General features: G+C 60.8%; 8 protein-coding genes. 2 read left to right on the forward strand and 6 right to left on the reverse strand.

Annotation, left to right across the window (positions count from 1 at the left end; translation table 11 throughout):
• Nucleotides 1-76: 76 nt before the first annotated feature.
• Nucleotides 77-4081, reverse strand: a complete 4005-nt coding sequence (locus Enr8_RS01220) for a hypothetical protein (RefSeq protein ID WP_146428798.1) — start codon at nucleotides 4079-4081, stop codon at nucleotides 77-79.
• A gap of 383 nt (nucleotides 4082-4464) precedes the next feature.
• Here Enr8_RS01220 and Enr8_RS01225 point away from each other — a divergent pair, with 383 nt between their 5' ends.
• Nucleotides 4465-6093: an outer membrane protein assembly factor BamB family protein gene (locus tag Enr8_RS01225; protein ID WP_146428799.1), complete on the forward strand. Its 1629-nt coding sequence runs from the start codon at nucleotides 4465-4467 to the stop codon at nucleotides 6091-6093.
• A gap of 647 nt (nucleotides 6094-6740) precedes the next feature.
• On the opposite strand, the gene Enr8_RS01230 is transcribed toward Enr8_RS01225, so the two are convergent.
• Complete coding sequence (locus Enr8_RS01230; protein ID WP_146428800.1) at nucleotides 6741-6983, reverse strand: hypothetical protein; 243 nt, start codon at nucleotides 6981-6983, stop codon at nucleotides 6741-6743.
• A gap of 469 nt (nucleotides 6984-7452) precedes the next feature.
• Here Enr8_RS01230 and Enr8_RS01235 point away from each other — a divergent pair, with 469 nt between their 5' ends.
• A complete protein-coding gene (locus Enr8_RS01235) occupies nucleotides 7453-7776 on the forward strand; it encodes a hypothetical protein (protein WP_146428801.1) in 324 nt (107 codons plus the stop codon).
• Between the two features lie 141 nt (nucleotides 7777-7917).
• On the opposite strand, the gene Enr8_RS01240 is transcribed toward Enr8_RS01235, so the two are convergent.
• From Enr8_RS01240 to Enr8_RS01255, 4 genes are all read right to left on the reverse strand, one after another.
• Nucleotides 7918-9699 (reverse strand): hypothetical protein, encoded by a 1782-nt coding sequence (locus Enr8_RS01240; protein WP_186767368.1) that lies wholly within the window; start codon nucleotides 9697-9699, stop codon nucleotides 7918-7920.
• Nucleotides 9700-9784: 85 nt separating this feature from the next.
• On the reverse strand, nucleotides 9785-11476 hold the full coding sequence (locus Enr8_RS01245; RefSeq protein WP_146428802.1) for a hypothetical protein: 1692 nt from the start codon (nucleotides 11474-11476) through the stop codon (nucleotides 9785-9787).
• Nucleotides 11477-11660: 184 nt separating this feature from the next.
• Entirely contained in the window at nucleotides 11661-13394 is a 1734-nt protein-coding gene (locus tag Enr8_RS01250) for a hypothetical protein (protein ID WP_146428803.1), read from the reverse strand.
• 276 nt (nucleotides 13395-13670) lie between these two features.
• Nucleotides 13671-15308: a hypothetical protein gene (locus Enr8_RS01255; RefSeq protein WP_146428804.1), complete on the reverse strand. Its 1638-nt coding sequence runs from the start codon at nucleotides 15306-15308 to the stop codon at nucleotides 13671-13673.
• Nucleotides 15309-15776 lie beyond the last annotated feature (468 nt).

Genomic DNA, 15776 nt, shown 5'->3' on the forward strand with positions numbered 1-15776 from the left:
AGCAAATCTGTCCTGACCCGTCATGGGTTCCGCGAAGCCGAGTAGGCCCTTGCTCGGCTTCGTCTTTTTCTTGCGACTACTCTTCTTCGTCGTCGTACTCGTCATCGTCGCTGGCGTCGGTCAGCGACGTTTGCCAGGGGTCGATCTGGCTATGCAGGTGTTCGATGTCGAGCGTCTTTTGCGGGATGAAGTTCGCTTTCTGCTCTTCGTCGTCGCCGCCAAAATGACGTCGCCGTTCGATCTTCACCACTTCCGCTTCCAGGGCGACCAGCCAGGCGGGCACGTCCAGGCCGACGCCGCTCGGCTCTTCGACCAGCACGTCCGCTTCTTTGCGGAGCAGTTCAAAGGCGGTGTGCGTTTCGCCGCTCGCCTCTTCCATCGCCTGTTCGACCAGCGAGCAAACGCGATCGACCGCCAGCGGCTGTAAGAAGCGTTGGTGAATGCGGTCGGCGATCGTCGGCATCCGCATCGAGTACTTCTGCTGCAGTTCGCCCAAGTGACCGACAAACTTGTTCGCTTCGTCGCCAATCCGTTCGGCCAAGGCCCGCCGCCACAACTGGGCCGCTTCAGCATGGCCGCGACGCACTAGGATTTCATGGGCCAGCACGACCGGCTTCAGGTTCCACTCGATCCGCTCGTACATCGTCTGCAGACGGAGAAAATCGAGGAACATGTACAGCAGTTCGCCCCGGTCGCTTTGCGTGGTGGTGCTGTTGTAGTCGCGGTACTCGGGATAGTTTTCCAGCACCGCTTCCAGCGTCATCGTGATGCAGTCGATCGCGTTGCGCAGATCACGCTGGTCGGTCAGGGCGGTCACAAAGGCGGGCCATTCTTCTTCCGGCAGTTCGTTCTTGATCCGCTCGACCCAAACTTGGACCCCTTGGTGCAGGATCGACCGAATGTTGCCGCGGTTGAAGAAGTACTGCGTAAACAGGTCGCCGCCGTAGGTTTCGATGAACGATTTCATCTGCGTCCAGCGGGGCTCGTCCTGGAACTTCTCGACCGCCGACAGTCGCAGCGTCCGGCTATGGTGCAGCCAGACGATCAGCATGTGCTGGGTGATCTGCTCCAGGCACTCGACCAGTTCGGTCTCGACGGTGCGGGTTTTTCGCTTACTCTTGGAGCCTGCCTTCCATTCTTTGGACGAGTCGGACAACGCGCTGACCAGCGCCGTGTAGGCCGCCTCGAACAGCGAATCGAACTCGGTCACGGCGCTCGGGCCGACCGGGTTGTCGCGTTCCATCGCCCGGGCCGTTTCCAGCAGTTGCCGCGAACGCTCAAACAGACCCAGCCGCGGCAGCCAGGCGAGCAGCTCGCGAATGGCGCCTTGGCGAACGCGGGCCGCAACGATCTGCCCCGGGGCGCCACCTTTGCCGATCGGAATGTAGAGGAGCGGCTTGGAGGTGAGCGCTTCGATAAACTCGTACCACGGGTCGCCTGTTTCGCCGACGCGATTGGCCAACAGCGACGTTAGCACCAGCACTCCTTGGCGATGTTCGTCGGCCAGCTCCGGCGGCAGTTGTTGGCTGAAGGTCAGCTCCTGTTGCGTGGTTCCTTCCATGCTGCGAACGGCGGCCGCTTCCAGCAATCGGGCAGAAGAGGCGGCGGCTGCGGCGGTGATGATCGTCCGCTCCAGCACAAACTCTTTGATCGCTCGCTGCCGGTCAAAGTCGACCATCGATTGGTGATCGCCGGCCGGGCGAGGGAGCTGGTACTTGTGAACCGTCGCCAGCAGTCGCAACAGACCGTCGAGGTTCGAAACGGCCCGCTCGCGCATTTCGATCAGCCGCTCGCCCACTTGTTCGCTGGGCGGTTGCGTGGCCGCTTCCATCGCCGTCAAACGCCACAGCCGGGCGATGCATTCCAGAAACAGCAGCCGCAGATTGACGCGGCGCGATTCGGCGTGCAGCTCTTCCTTGGTCTCTTCGGCCGAGGAGTCTCCTCCTTGGACGTCCCCCTCGACGCCGTCGTCGGTGCTGTCGACGTAGGTGACTTCTTCGTAGGCGGCGCCATACAGGTCTTCGTCGTCGCCATGCGGATCGGCGAACAAGGCGGCCAGATCGTCACTGGCGCCACTCTGCTTGCCGCCGGAGAGCCACGACGGCGGACCCCAATAGTCGGCGGCGTTCGCTTCCAGGAAGTCGAGCATCCGGCAAGCGAGCGTCCACCGCTTCTCGGCCGAGGTCTCGGCGCCCCGCATTCGCCGCATCCACTCGCGGGCGAGCGGAAAGAACGACGCTTCGCCCAGTTGCAGCGGCACATGATCGGCCCGCTCGAGCCAATGAATCAGCAGCGACAGCGACGCGACAAAATCGCTCCGCTCCAGCAGCGCCTCGATCACCAGGGCGTACGCCTTGGGCGAGTCGAACATCTCGGCGTGCGGCGCCCAAAAGCCGACGTCGCCGGTCGCAGCGCCACCTTGATGCCACAGTCGCAAAGCGGAAGCGACGTGCTGAGCGGCGTCAAACGCTTCGGCGGCGTTGATCGCTTCGACCGCCGAGACTTCATGGGCGGCGAACTTGCCCCACCACTCGCTGAACGTCGAGAATCGCTTCTCGATCTGGGCGGCCGCATCGGCGTCGTTAATCGCCGCCGCTTCGCTCCAGATCCGCGACATCAAGTTCATGATGATCTCGATCATCTGCAGCAGGTCGTCGACGCGGTGGTCGCGGACGCTGTTTTCGATCGATGGGAACAGGCTGAACTGCGCCTCAAAGCCGAGGATGTTCCACGGATCGACCAGTGCCCCGCAGGCGATGCCGCGATGGAGCCGATCGATGATCTTGTCGATATATTCAATCGCCGGCGCCAGTTCGCGTCGGTCGACCGCCTGGTTGGACAGGGTCACAAAGCAGACGATCCGGCAGCTCATCCGGGCCGAAGCGGTTGGCACCACGTCCACCTGGCGGCCTGCTTCTTCGGGATAACCCATCCGGGCGAACAGCTGCGCCAGGTGAACGTGCGCCAGTTGGCGAGCCCGGCGTTGGCTGAGGACGCCGTTAAGATGTTGCCGGGCGGCGCCAAACGGTTGGCGACGGACGATCGCCTCTTGTTGCAGCCGCTCGCCATGTTCGCCGGGGATCTTGTTGACCAGTTCGGCGTAAAAGCGATCGCGGTAGCCGGCGATTTGCGGCAACAGCTTGGCCAGCGTCACGTCGGAAGCGTACGAGTCAGGCCCGGTTCCCGAGATGCCGGCGCCCATCAGGATGACGCCTGCGAGAACGGCGGCCGCTTCGACTTCCAGCTCTTCGATCGGGGCTTCCTGGCCTTCTTCGACCCGCCGCATCAGCGCGTCGAGGGTCACTTGCTGCACGACGAACCGGCGGTAGAAGCCGCTGTTGTCGATGTGATCGGGATCCCACTGGCCAAACTGGTAGTTGGGCCGCTTGTTGACCGGGTGATCGAAATCGTAGGCCCGCGGGTCGAAGGCGAGCTCTTCGAGCTTGTCGGGATCAAAGCAGGCGTCTTGCAGAATGTCGGGGCTGGTCGCCTGGATCAGTTCGAGCGCCTTGGTCGTCACTCGATAGTATCGCCCGCTCGAAACGCCGGCTCCGGCCAGAAAGATCGGCACCGGACGGCAGTACTCATGATCGTAGGGACGCATCCGCCGCGACTGCAGCGCGGCGATCGGGCGATGGCCGATATAGTCGTTCAGCTGATTGATGGCGCCGGCGCGGACTCGCTCGACTTCGTCCCATGGTCCGGCTTGCTGCAAGGTCGCCTCGGCGGCCCGGACGACGAAGAAGGGGAGCAGGATCGCTTCGTCGACCTGGTGGAACAGGAGATCGCGGTGGAACTCGAGGTAGCCGGGCAGGACATGCCCAAACAGGCAGTTGAGCACGCCGGCCGCTTGTTCGGTGTCGGCAAAGGCGGGAGAAGTGCCGGCCAGCCGGTTCAGCTCGGCTTGCAGCGCGTCTCCCAGGCGGGCCCAAGTGGGGCGCGAGCGGGGTTCTCCCGGGGCGACGGCGGCGAATAATTCGGCCAGCGCGGCGGCGAACTTCGGGTCATACGCTCCAGAAGAGAAGTTCAAATAGCCCAGCGTTTTTTCGATTTGAGTCGAGAATTGGCTCAACGAGGGCATGGGGTTCCGTTTCGATCTGGACCGGCGAACAAGGGCATTTTGATGCATGCCCAGACGGGCTGGAGGAGGACGTCCGACTGGCATTTGTGCGGCAGGAACCGCCGCAAACCCTTCATCCTAGGAAGACCCAGCCGGATGGTCTAGGCGACAGAGATGACCCAGGAACTGGTTTTTAGGTCGTAACCATAGATATATCAGGGGCTTGCGCGGTGTTGCGGCCCCTCCCACTCCACAGGACGAGGTGGAAAGTTGCCCCCTTTTCCGTGTCTTAACTCTCCTAGATTTCTCACTTTATCCGCGCTTCGCCTTCCGGCGTTGACTATGATAGAGATTGCTTATCCAACCCTCGCTCTGATGGTCTCGACTCACTTCTGAGGATTTCGATGACGCTCCGTTTTTTCCACTGTTTCGCCTCTGTCCTTCTCCTGCTGTCGGTTTCGTCACTGGCGCTGGCCCAAGGTCGCGCTGTGCTGCAAGACGCGCAGCTGCAGCAACTTGGGTTGCAGAAGACCTGGTCGACGCAGTTGCCGATCGGCGCCAAGGGCGCCAAGCTCAGCTCGCTGGCTCAGGCGATCAGCCCAGACGACATGCAGACCGTCTTCGAGGTGAAGCACCAAGGGCGCTCGACGATGTTCTCATCGCGCGATCTCAGTCCGTTTGGGAAGCCGCTGGGAGTCGAAGGAGCGAAAGCGAAGGCGGACCAGTTCGTCGCTCGCTTGGATCAATCGAAGGAAAAGCCGGAGCTGGTCGAACACCAAGTGCCGGAAGTCTTGCTGCTGGCGCAAAGCAGCTCGGGCGTGTTGACCGCGCTGGATGGTCAAACGGGACGTAAGCTGTGGTCGCAGTTGCCGGGCCAAGCGTTCTATCCGTCGCAAAAGGCGTCGGCCGACGCCAAGTATGTGGCGACGGTCAATGGTTTGACGCTTTACGTGCTGCATCGCGAAAATGGCGAGCTGTTCTGGAAGCGGAATCTGAGCGGTCCGCCGACCGCCGGGGCTGTCGTTGGCGATGGGCACATCTACGCTCCGCTGATGAATGGCATTATCGAAATCTTTGATCTGCAAGACGCCACCAAGCCGGTCGGCCGTTTTCAATCGTACGGACAGATCTTCGCCAACCCGACCATTACCGAAGCGACCGTGATGTGGCCGACCAATCGCGGTTTCGTCTACGCCGGCAACTCGTTTGACGACAAGTTCCGTTACCGGATCGAAGCGACCGGCGAAGTGATCGCCTCGACGACGCACCTGGCGCCGAGCCTGAACTTCTTCGCCACGACCAGCGGTTACGTCTATTGCATCTATCAGCGCGACGGCCGCATCGAATGGCGGCGTTCGTATGGCGAACCGATCGTCGCGTCGGTCCCGGCGATCGACGACATCGCGTATGTCGTGCTGCAGCGCGGCGGCATGCACGCCGTCGAGGCTTACACCGGCAAAGAAATGTGGTACGTCCCCGGCGTCAGCCAGTTTTTGGCGGTCAGCGGCGAGTATGTCTATGTGCTCGACAAGAGCCAGCGGATCTTGAAGCTCGAAAAGGCGAGCGGCGCCCTGATGGGACAGCTGAGCGTTCGCGACTTCGACTACTTCTACACCAATCTCGAATCAGATCGACTCATCCTTGGCACCTTGTCGGGCGTCCTCTACGTCTTGCAGGAAACGGGCAAAGAATTCCCGCAGGTTCACATTCCGCTGAAGACCGGCGACGAAGAAGAAGTCCCGGCCGAAGAGGAAACCGAGAAGCCGGAAGAGCCGATGGAAGAGACGACCAAGCCGGCCGATGGCAATCCGTTTGGCGGCGGCGGAAATCCATTCGGCGGTGGCGGCGGCTCAAATCCGTTCGGCGGCGGCAACCCGTTTGGCGGCGGCTCGGGCGGCAATGACGCGTCCGGCGGATCCAGCGACAGCAGCAACCCGTTCGGTGGCGGCGGTGGGTCGAATCCGTTTGGCGGCAGCAACCCGTTCGGCGGCGATGACTCGGGCGGAGCGATGGATAACCCGTTCGGCAACTAGCGAACAACTTTGGGGCGGCGCGGCCGCGGCGGTGACGTTGCGACAGCGCTTCCCCAATCGGACGCCAGCGCCAGGCGAGGAGCCTGGCGTTTTTTTGTTTCTTGATAGCGGCACGGTTAGCCCTGATAGCTCTCGCTATCAGGGCCGACAAAGTCGGCAGGAGGCATCAGGCCGAGGATGGAATTGAAGCGGCGGACTGCGCTTGTCGTTGGAGCCTGACGTAAGGTGGGTGGAACAAGCGCCAGTGAGCCCGGCCCGACTCGGTCGATTCGATTCGCTTAAGTAACCCACCTTTCGCTGGCAAGCGCAGAGTTGGGTAGGCTGCGCTACAACGCACTCTTTTCTCGTGCAGGTCCGGGCTCCAACGAGGATCGCCGTCCGCCGGTTGGGCGCCTATCTCGGCCTGATGCTTCCTACGGGGCTAACCATTGGCTGGGCCGACAACCGCATCGGCAAAGCCACGCCCGATTTTCGCCAAGCTTGTCTTCCGCCGAGCGAATAGCTGTTGGTCGCTGGCATGCTGCGGAGAGTCTGCGTGCCTGACCTCGATGCGAAAGGAGCCGCCTGTGCGAAGTCGGATGATCTGTCTCGCTGGCCTGGTTGCTGGCGGTTCGCTTGTCGGATGCGACCTGGAGCGCGAAAGTCGCTTACTCGGAGCGGCTCATCTGTGCGGCCTGCGTCTGTAGCGCTTGAGACGCAAAGACGAGATCGATCTCGCCGAACCGCCGCGGCGGTTTCGGCGCCGGGGTCGCACTTGCGCGGAACCAATTCCACAGCTGGGGCCAGCGCGATTGCTTCTTGCCGTGAATGATCTTGAGGCTCTTAACCAGGCGGGCGATCTGCGTTGATGCGGGTCGCATCTCGCGGATTTCGATCAGATGGCGAGTCAAAAGAAGGCTTTCCTTCGGCGAGTGCGAGACAAGAGAAGAGGATTTCTAACAATATACCGCAAATCCGTTCGCGCAAATCCCCGAATTGGGCGATTGCGGATTTCAGCATTTTTTTCGCCCGCTGCAGTGGGGCCTGATTGGATATCAACCAGGTTCGATAGGAGTCGAGAAGCGGCCAGGAATTTTGTTTTCGGCACGGACATTGCTTAAGAAGTTCACCACGGATGTGCTGCTGCAAAACAACAAACCGACTTACGCATATCGATTTCAAGGAGTTCGAACCATGAACGTTTCTCGACTTTCTCTCGCGTTGCTTCCGCTCGCTTTCGCGCCGCTGGGTTGTGCTCAACCGGTCGGGCAGGTTAGCGACCAAGGGGACTACAACTCTTAACACGAATCGACCGGCAACGAAGAAACCGCCGCCGATGAAAGGCCGAGCCTGGAAAAGCATGAAGTTCATCGCGAATCGATGGACGAGGCTCCGAGCGCCCCCGAAAAGACGGCCGAAAACGAAGCGGACAAGTCGGAAGCGACGCCGACCGAAAGCGAAACTGCGAAGACTGAAGAAGCGGCGAAGACCGAGGAGATGGCGGCCGCCGAAGAGAAGCCGCAAACCGAAGAAGCGACCAAGGAAGAGTCGGCGGAAGAAAAGCAGGTTTCGACCGAAGAAGTGAAGCCGGAAGAAGTCGCCAATCAGCAAGAGGGCGCCTTCAAAGACGAATCGGAAGAGCAATCGGTTCACGTCGATCCGCCCCAATCGCAGCTCGAAGTTTCGCTCGCTTGCGTCAGCTGAAGGCCGAAAGTAACGGTCGTTGTCTCGCTTCGCAGTACTAACTGGCGCTCGGCGCCGTAACCGCCGAACTCCGCGTCGGGCCGCTGTCGTTTCTTCGGAAACGGCGGCGGCCTTTTTTTGTTGACGGGTTGTTATGTTCGCTTATTGATCGGTCGTCTCGGCCGGGGCCGGTTCTGCTAGCGGCGGCGTCTCGGTTTCGCCCGACTCTTTCGATTCTTCCGCTGGTTCCTCCTCGACCGGGTCGGTCGGTAGCGAGTCACCCACTTGATCGAGGTTCCAGGGAAGAAAATCTTCGATCGATTTTTTTGGCAGCGGAAATCGAATCACCATATCCCAGTTTTGTGGCCTGAGCGGAGTCGCTGCAGCGATCCACTCGCCGCCGACGATCTCCCCGTCTTGCGATGCGCCGCCGTCGTCGATCCGATCGCGGCCGACGCTGTAGAGCAAGAAGCCAGGCGGACGCTTCGCGTAGCGCAGCTGCGCCGGAGCGTACGGATCTTTCAGTAGCGCCAGATCGATGCGCTTTTCCAGCGCCGCGAGCGCTTCCGGATAGTCGCCGTTCTCGAGCTTGTATCGCTCCAGCGCTACGGCCACCCGCGCTAGTTGCAGCTGCAGATTCAGTCGCTCTTCGGCGTAGACTGCCTGGGTGACGGTCGGCAGGATCAGTCCAGCCAGCACTTGCGCGACCATTTCGCCCCGGGCCCGTTGATTGAAGATAGCGCCGGCGATGTTGCCCGGGCTGGTGGCGCCTTCCACTTCGGCCGAAAGGTCGAGCTCTAACTGTTCGAGCGCCGCTTCGCGCTGCTCGAGATCATCGATCTCGGTCGTCGCTGCGATTCGGTCGTACCAAACGTTCAGTCGCATCAACATCGCATTGCGATCGAACGGGGCGTACGAAAAGGCGCCAACCGCCGCGCCGCTCCCTCCCAGCATCTCGTTGGCGCCTGCTTTTTTCGTGCAGAAGGCGAGGGCCGCGTCGAGGCCGCCCAGCCGTTCCAACGTGTTGATCGACGGCGCCATCTCGTCAAACGGCGGCAGCGCGGCCAGGTACGCTTCGATCTCGGCCAACAGCGCCGCGTCGCACTGGCCGCTCGCCAAGAGTTGCGCCAGCGCATTGAGGGCGATGCCGCGGATGGCGTCGCAGACCAGCGCCTCGATCAGAAAGCTCGGCTTCGAGCAACACCCGCTAAGCCGCAAACAAGTCTTGATATCTTGCCAGGCGTCCTGGGGACGCTGCTCGCCGATCGCCAACATCGCCCGGGCCATCAACGCCCGGGCGACGTCGCGCTGATGCTGCACCGTCGGCAGTAGCGCGGCGAACAGGAACTCGTTCTTATTGGCCAGCAGCGTGGGAGAAGGGAGATAGTACTTCGGCCGCTCGTTCATCTCCTGCAGCTTGTCGAAGTGAGGCTGCTGCGCCTCGAACCAATCGGCCAGGTCGGGGACTTGACCTCGCGTCCAGGGAACCTGCGTCACTTGAGCCATAATTTCGAACACTTCCGACGTGTCGAGCGGCTCGGCAGGCGCGGTACCTGGTTGCGGCGCCAGTTGGCCCAGTTGCCGGCCGACCTGGGCGCTAAGTTGGTCGTTGTACATCGACAGCATCCCATCGACCGGCGGCAACGGCATCTGCAGGGCGTCGCAAACAAGCGCCTGTTGCTCGGGCGGAATGTCGCATGGCCAGGTCGCTTCCAGAAACGGGATCGCCGCGTTTTCCTCGGGCGAGACGTCTTGTCCCTGCATGTCGATAATCGCCTGCGAATAGTCGACCAGCCCATCCGACCGCAGCGGGCTCGTCAGGTAGGTCGTCTGCTTCGAGACGAGGATCGGCCCCGACGGACCCGCGACGATCCAGATCAACAGCAACACAACCAGCAGCGACACGCCGCCAAAAATCCAAAAGTAGAGAGTCGACTTTTTCATAGCGCACGCGGTAGGGAGGAGAGGACGAAGCGAGAAGATGAGCGCGATTCTAACAGCGCGGCGACGGGGGGCCAACGATTGGGGGTTATTCGTTGGCGACGTCCGAATCTTGGTCTTCCCAATCAAACTCCTCTTCCGGCGGCAGGTTCCAGGGGAAGAAGTCGGTGATTGATTGTTCTGGCAGTGGCAAACGAATCACCAGGTCTCCTTGGATGGAGGATTCGTTGGGATTGTCGAGCGCCCAGTCGCCATGGACGATCTTGCCTTCGCTCGAGTTCCCACCGTCATCCGTCCCATCGGGACCAATAGCGTAAAGTAAAAAGCCGGGTGGCCGCCGCTGATATTGCATCGGCTTTCCAGTGTGGGGATCGATCAGCAACGCGGGGTTGATCTTGTCGGCCAGCGCCGCCAAGTCGGCGGGGTAGTTGCCGTGCTCGACCTGGTAACGCTGAATCGCAACCGCAACGCGAAGCAATTGCAGCTGGGCGTTTTTCTCTTGCTCAATCCAAACCGCTTGCCCAGCGGCGGGAATCATCAGACCGCCGAGTAACTTCGCCACGAGTTCTCCACGAACCTGGCGGCTGAACAGCGCGCTGCCCAGTTCACCTGCCGAATTGGAAATTTCGACCTCCGCTTCGAGTTGATCATTAAATCGCCGAACCGCCTCACGGCAAGCAAACGGCCCTTCGACTTCAAGCGCTGCGGCGAGTTGGTCGTACCAGGCGTTCAATCGAATCAACATCACGTTTTGATCGAAAGGAGCCCCTTCGATTAGGCCATAGCCATCGATCGTCGGCGCCTTGCCGTCAACGTCATGCAGCATATGGACGGCTGAGTCGAGCGTCGTCAGCCGATCCACCACGCAGATTGAAGCCGGCAGTTCGTGGAGCGGCTTAAGCTTCGCCAAGAACGACTCCATTTCGTCCAGCAGCTGCGCGTTGCAATCGCCGCTGGCCAGTAGCGTCGTCAAAGCGACATAGGCTTGGGCGCGAGTCGAATAGGAGTAGAGCGTGACTCTCGTGTTGTCAGGTTGGTTGCGACAGCGTGAGAGGGCGAACAGCGTTTTGATCGCTTCCCACGCATCGGCCGGACGGCGTTCCCCAATCGCCAACATGGCCCGCACTTTCAAGACGTCAGCCGGATCACGCAGGTTCGAGAGCACAGGATTGTCAGCCGCCAGCAATCCTTCGCGCTCGTCGTCGAGCAAGTCGGGCGATGGCAGGAAGAACTTCGGCCTCTCCTGGATCGCGCGTAGCTCGGCGAGATGCGGTTGCTGCGCTTCGATCCACTTGGCCAACGCAGGCAGTTGCCCCCGCAACCAAGGTACTTGCGTCGTCTTCAGCAGGATCGTAGTGACTTTGGTATCGTCCGCATCCAAGTCGACGTAATCGGGATGCGATTGGCCGATCGTATTCAGCTCGTTCGCAACCAACTGTTGGACTTCTTCGTCAAACAACGCTCCCATCCCAGCGCTCTCCGGCAGTGGCATGCCAATCGCCTCACAGACCAACTGCTGCTGTTCCGGTTCCAGCCCGGCTGGCCAGATTGCCGTCAGCAGCGGGATCGCGGCGTTCTCTTCCGGGGTGACCCCTTCGCCTTGCAGGTCAACAATCGCCTGCTCGTAATCGACCATTCCATTGGCGTCGATCGGCTCGGTCAGGTAAGTCGAATCGCGACCGACCACGATCGGACCAGCCGGGGCGAAGATGAGCCAGGCCAGCGACATCAAGGTCAACAGCGTGACCACGCCAATGCCAATGAGAAGCTTCTTTTTCATACAGACTTTCAGGGTGATTCTGGTAGGTCAGGCCTTGGCCTGATGATGTTCGACACGAAATTTGCGCCACGCCAAATGGGCGTATTGATAGACTTGCGGGTGCCGTCGCCACGAAGACGTGGCAACGGCACCCATGCGAAATCGTCTCGCGGGGCATCGTCAGGCCGAGGCCTGACCTACTTGGCTATTCGTCCTCAAGCGGCGGATCTTGCTCTTCCAGCATTTCCTGAAACTCGGGATCGTCGCGCCAAGCCTTGTTGCGATGCACTTCTTCTTCAAGCTCCGTCAGCAGCGGCGGTCGTTTGAGCAGGGGGAAGCGCAAGACCATGTCGCCGTCCGGAAAGATGCTCACCCCTTCCTCGTCGACCCATTCGCCGTCGATGACGTCTCCCCACGGAGAGCTTCCCTCGTCATCGATCCGATTGCTGAACAAGCTGTAGAGCAAGTAGCCCGGCTCACGGCGGTCATATCGCAGCGGCCCGGGCGCATAAGGATCGATCAGCAATTGGGGGTCGATCTGATCGCCAAGCTGGTCGAGCGAATCGGGATAGTCCCCCTGTTCCAGCTTCCATTTTTCCAGCTTCACCGCGACCCGCAGCAGTTGCAATTGGATGTTGACTCGCTCCTCGGCCGCGCCGACTTGCATGACCGCCGGCAAGAGAAGGGCGCCCATCAACCGAGCGATCGCTTCTCCCCGCGCCCGTTGACTGAAGAGAGCGGCCGCAATATTGCCAGGCGACTTGAACTCTTCTCCGATCTCCTGGATCTCAACGGTCACCTGGCCGATCGCCGCTTCGCGCTCGGTCAGGTCCTCGATCGCCAGCGCCTCGGTCATTTGATCGTACCACTCGTTTAAACGAACAAGCATGATGTTGCGATCAAAGGGGACATTCGCCAGCGCCCCGATCGGGTTTTCCCCTTCAAAGAACTCCTGGGCGGCGACCGGGTCGGTGCTGATGACGATCGCCGCATCCAGCCCCATGAATCGCTCGGTCGTGTCGATCGCCGTCGCCATTTCGTTCATCGGCCCCAGGGCGGCGAGATGCTTGTCGATCTCCGTTAGCAACTGGGCGTCGCACTGGCCGCTATTCAGTAGCGCTTGGAGTGCGCTATTGGCGACGCCTCGCAGGGCAATGCCGTGTAGCAGTTCGACCAACATGCCCGGGCGCGAATGGCGATCGCTGAGAGTGAAAACGGTCTTGATATCTTCCCATGCGTGCTCTGGTTGGTTTTCGCCGATCCGCAAGTTAGCCCGGGCCAGCAGCACCCGCTGCGTATCACGCTGTGTCATGACCGTAGGCAAATCGCAGGCGAACAGATAGCTTTTCTTCGTTCGCAGCAGCGTTGGCGAAGGGAGAAAGAACCGAGGGCGATCATTCATCTCGTGCAGTTTATCGAGATGTACTGCCTGCTCGTCGAGCCAAGCAGCCAGCGGTGGAAGTTGCTGACGCGTCCAGGGAGCCAAAGCGGCGATCAGGACGTCCAAGGCATCCGCGTCCGTCAGGGGATCAAGGTCGCCAGCGGCAACTTCGCCGGCGAAGTTTTGGTTGAGCCAGGCGAGAATCGTGCTCTTGTTGGCTTCGCCGGTATAGGCAGGCAACCCAGGCGCCTCCGGCATCGGCATCTGCAGGGCGTCGCAGACCAATGGCTGATCCTCGGGGGCGATTCCGGCTGGCCAGGTTGCCTGCAGATAAGGAATCGCCGCGTTCTGCTCGGGCGTGACGCCGTTCCCCTGCATCTCCAGGATCGCCTGATGGTAGTCAACCAGGCCATTCTTGCTGAGCGGCTCGGTCAGATGGGTCGTCTGCTTCGAGACGACAATCGGCCCCGAAGGCCCGGCGACGATCCAAATCAGAATCGCCAGAGACAGCAATACAATGCCGCCGATAATCGCATAGGTGAGCGTCTTCTTTTTCATACCAGGTTCGCGAGGAGCGTGAGCAGAGAGAATCGGGAACGCCTGAGATTCTACCATCCCCAAGCCAGCTACGCACAATTCTTATCTGCGCTTATCTGCGGTTTAAAAAGTAGGCAGAGTTTTGAACCGCAGATGAGCGCAGATTTTCGCAGATGGGAAGAGGCAAGAATCGAGGATGGGCGTTCCGGTAGGCCTTGGCCTGACGTGGGAGGGCAGTGTCGATTGACGACATCGTCGCGCAGGGCATCGTCAGGCCGAGGCCTGACCTTCCATTTCTCATCGGCGAACACCTGCGGTTTGCTCTTCCAGGCGGGGCCCCATTGCTCGCAGTTCTTTCTCGAGCTGCGACTTGAAGCTGGGCCCTGGGGTCGCCAGGTAGACGTCTTGGTTGGGCAGCCGTTCTGACGGCGGGTCGAAGGCGGGGGCGTCGCCCGTCAGATGTCGCTTTAGCTCGTCGGTGCGGTTTTCAAACAGGCTGTAGAGGAGATAGCCCTGAGGATACAGCCGGTATTGAAGGGCGTCTTGCGTTTGCGGATCGCGGGCCAGTTGCGACTCGATCGCGGGGCAAAGCTGCGGCGGGTAGTCGCCGGTTTGATCGCGGTATTGTTCGAGCTGGATGGCGACTCGCAACAGATGCAGGCTGGTATTGGTGCGCGACTCGACGATGCCAACTTGCATGACTGACGGTAGAAAGACGAAGGTGGTGCTGTCGGCCGCCCGTTTGCCGGCGGCCGATAGTTGGACCGCCCCCACTAGATTGCCAACCAGCGTCCGCGGCGCCGTGGCGGCGGAGAACTCGGCTTCGAGCTGTTTGAGCGCCGGGCGGCGCTTCATGCGCTGTGGATCTTCCAGGATCTCGGTGATCCGGTCAAAGTTTTCGTTCAGTCGGGTCGCCATCATCGCCGCGTCAAGCGTCGGAAAATCGACCGCGTTGCCGCCCAGTTCGGTGGCGCCGCGGATCGACGCATCGAGCGTCACCAGGCGTTCGTACTCTTTGACGGCGGTCGGGACCAGATCAAATGGGGCCGTTGCGGTGACGTGCCGTTCGATCTCGGCCAGCAGTGGGCCGTCGCACTGACCGCTGGCGATCAGCGTATGGGTCACGGCGATCGCCCGTTCGCGGATTGAATAGCAGGCGTTCAGTTCGATCAACGACGGCAGCTGCGGACGCAAGAGGCTGAGCGCGTAGATCAAACGAACGTCGCGCCACGCCGCTTTCGGCTCGTGCTTTCCTAAGCGGTACATCGCCCGAATCGAGAGCGCTTCGGACAGCGTGCGCAGCGCCTGATTGGCGGGCGTCCGGATCGACGTCAGCTCTTCTCGCGGATAGTCGACCAGCAGGATCATGGGGTAATAGAAGCTCGTCTTCCCCTCGATCTGTTGCACATGATCGAGATGGGGCGTCTCCGCTTCGACCCAGGCGGCGAGCGGGGGAAACTGGTCGTCGGTCCAGGGAGCGTCGCCAGCCGCCAGCAGCAAGTTGCGAATCCGCGTCGGGAAGGAATCGTCGTCCGCCTGACGCGCCTCGTCTTGCTCGGCCAGCCATTCTCGAAACGGCGGCGCCTGATCGGGTTCGTACGGCATCTGCAAGCCAGGCGACGTCGGCACGTCAAACTCCATCTCGCGGCAGATGGTGCTCCATTGCTCGGCTGGCATGTTGCAGGGCCAAGTTGCCTGTAGAAACGGAATGGCGGCGTTGTTCTGCGGCGTCGCGTCTCCTTTGCGCCGCTCGAGCACCGCAAGGGCGTAATTAACGTGACCGTTGGGCAATAAGGGCTCGATCAAGTAAGTCGTCTGCGGCGAGACCGGCACTTTCTCGGATGATTGCCAGCAATACCAGCTGACGCCAGCGATCACCAGTAGTACGATCAGCCCCTGCAGCAACAGCGAATGAATGAGCGATCTTGCCCTCATCGGTCTACCCTCTGATCGTCAGAGTGAAACAGCGACGCCTGGAACCCTTTAGCAGATACGGCGTCGCCCATCTCGATCGATTGCGCGGTAAGCGAACTCGATCGGTTCGCAGGTAGTTCGCTGCGGCCATCCCTATCTTGTCCCCAATCGTGCAAAAAAATGCCAGCAACTGGTCAAAGTCGGCTCGGCTATCTACGAGACGAGCGATCCAGCGGGACCGTTTCGAAAAGAAGCGGAAAGGAAAAGAAGGTTCGCCGGGCGAAGTATCGGCAGGGGTGTACTAGAGGTTTGAACGGAGGTTGAAACATGGGGAAAGGGTGCCATGGCCACGGCCTTGCGTGGCCATGAATGCGGTTAGCGATCCTTTTAACGCCTGACCTAAATCTTTCAATCTGCGTAAATCTGCGACCATCTGCGGTTCAAGAACGAAAAGGGCCCTCCTAGTCGAAACTAGCAGGGCCGTATTTT

This window comes from Blastopirellula retiformator (assembly GCF_007859755.1).
In the GTDB taxonomy this organism is placed as follows: domain Bacteria; phylum Planctomycetota; class Planctomycetia; order Pirellulales; family Pirellulaceae; genus Blastopirellula; species Blastopirellula retiformator.

What these genes read in the sequence shown, in the direction of transcription:
- Enr8_RS01255 (WP_146428804.1), bottom strand. Translation starts at nt 15,308, where the DNA reads ATGAGGGCAAGATCGCTCATTCATTCGCTGTTGCTGCAGGGGCTGATC.
- Enr8_RS01220 (WP_146428798.1), bottom strand. Translation starts at nt 4,081, where the DNA reads ATGCCCTCGTTGAGCCAATTCTCGACTCAAATCGAAAAAACGCTGGGC.
- Enr8_RS01250 (WP_146428803.1), bottom strand. Translation starts at nt 13,394, where the DNA reads ATGAAAAAGAAGACGCTCACCTATGCGATTATCGGCGGCATTGTATTG.
- Enr8_RS01225 (WP_146428799.1), top strand. Translation starts at nt 4,465, where the DNA reads ATGACGCTCCGTTTTTTCCACTGTTTCGCCTCTGTCCTTCTCCTGCTG.
- Enr8_RS01235 (WP_146428801.1), top strand. Translation starts at nt 7,453, where the DNA reads ATGGACGAGGCTCCGAGCGCCCCCGAAAAGACGGCCGAAAACGAAGCG.
- Enr8_RS01245 (WP_146428802.1), bottom strand. Translation starts at nt 11,476, where the DNA reads ATGAAAAAGAAGCTTCTCATTGGCATTGGCGTGGTCACGCTGTTGACC.
- Enr8_RS01240 (WP_186767368.1), bottom strand. Translation starts at nt 9,699, where the DNA reads ATGAAAAAGTCGACTCTCTACTTTTGGATTTTTGGCGGCGTGTCGCTG.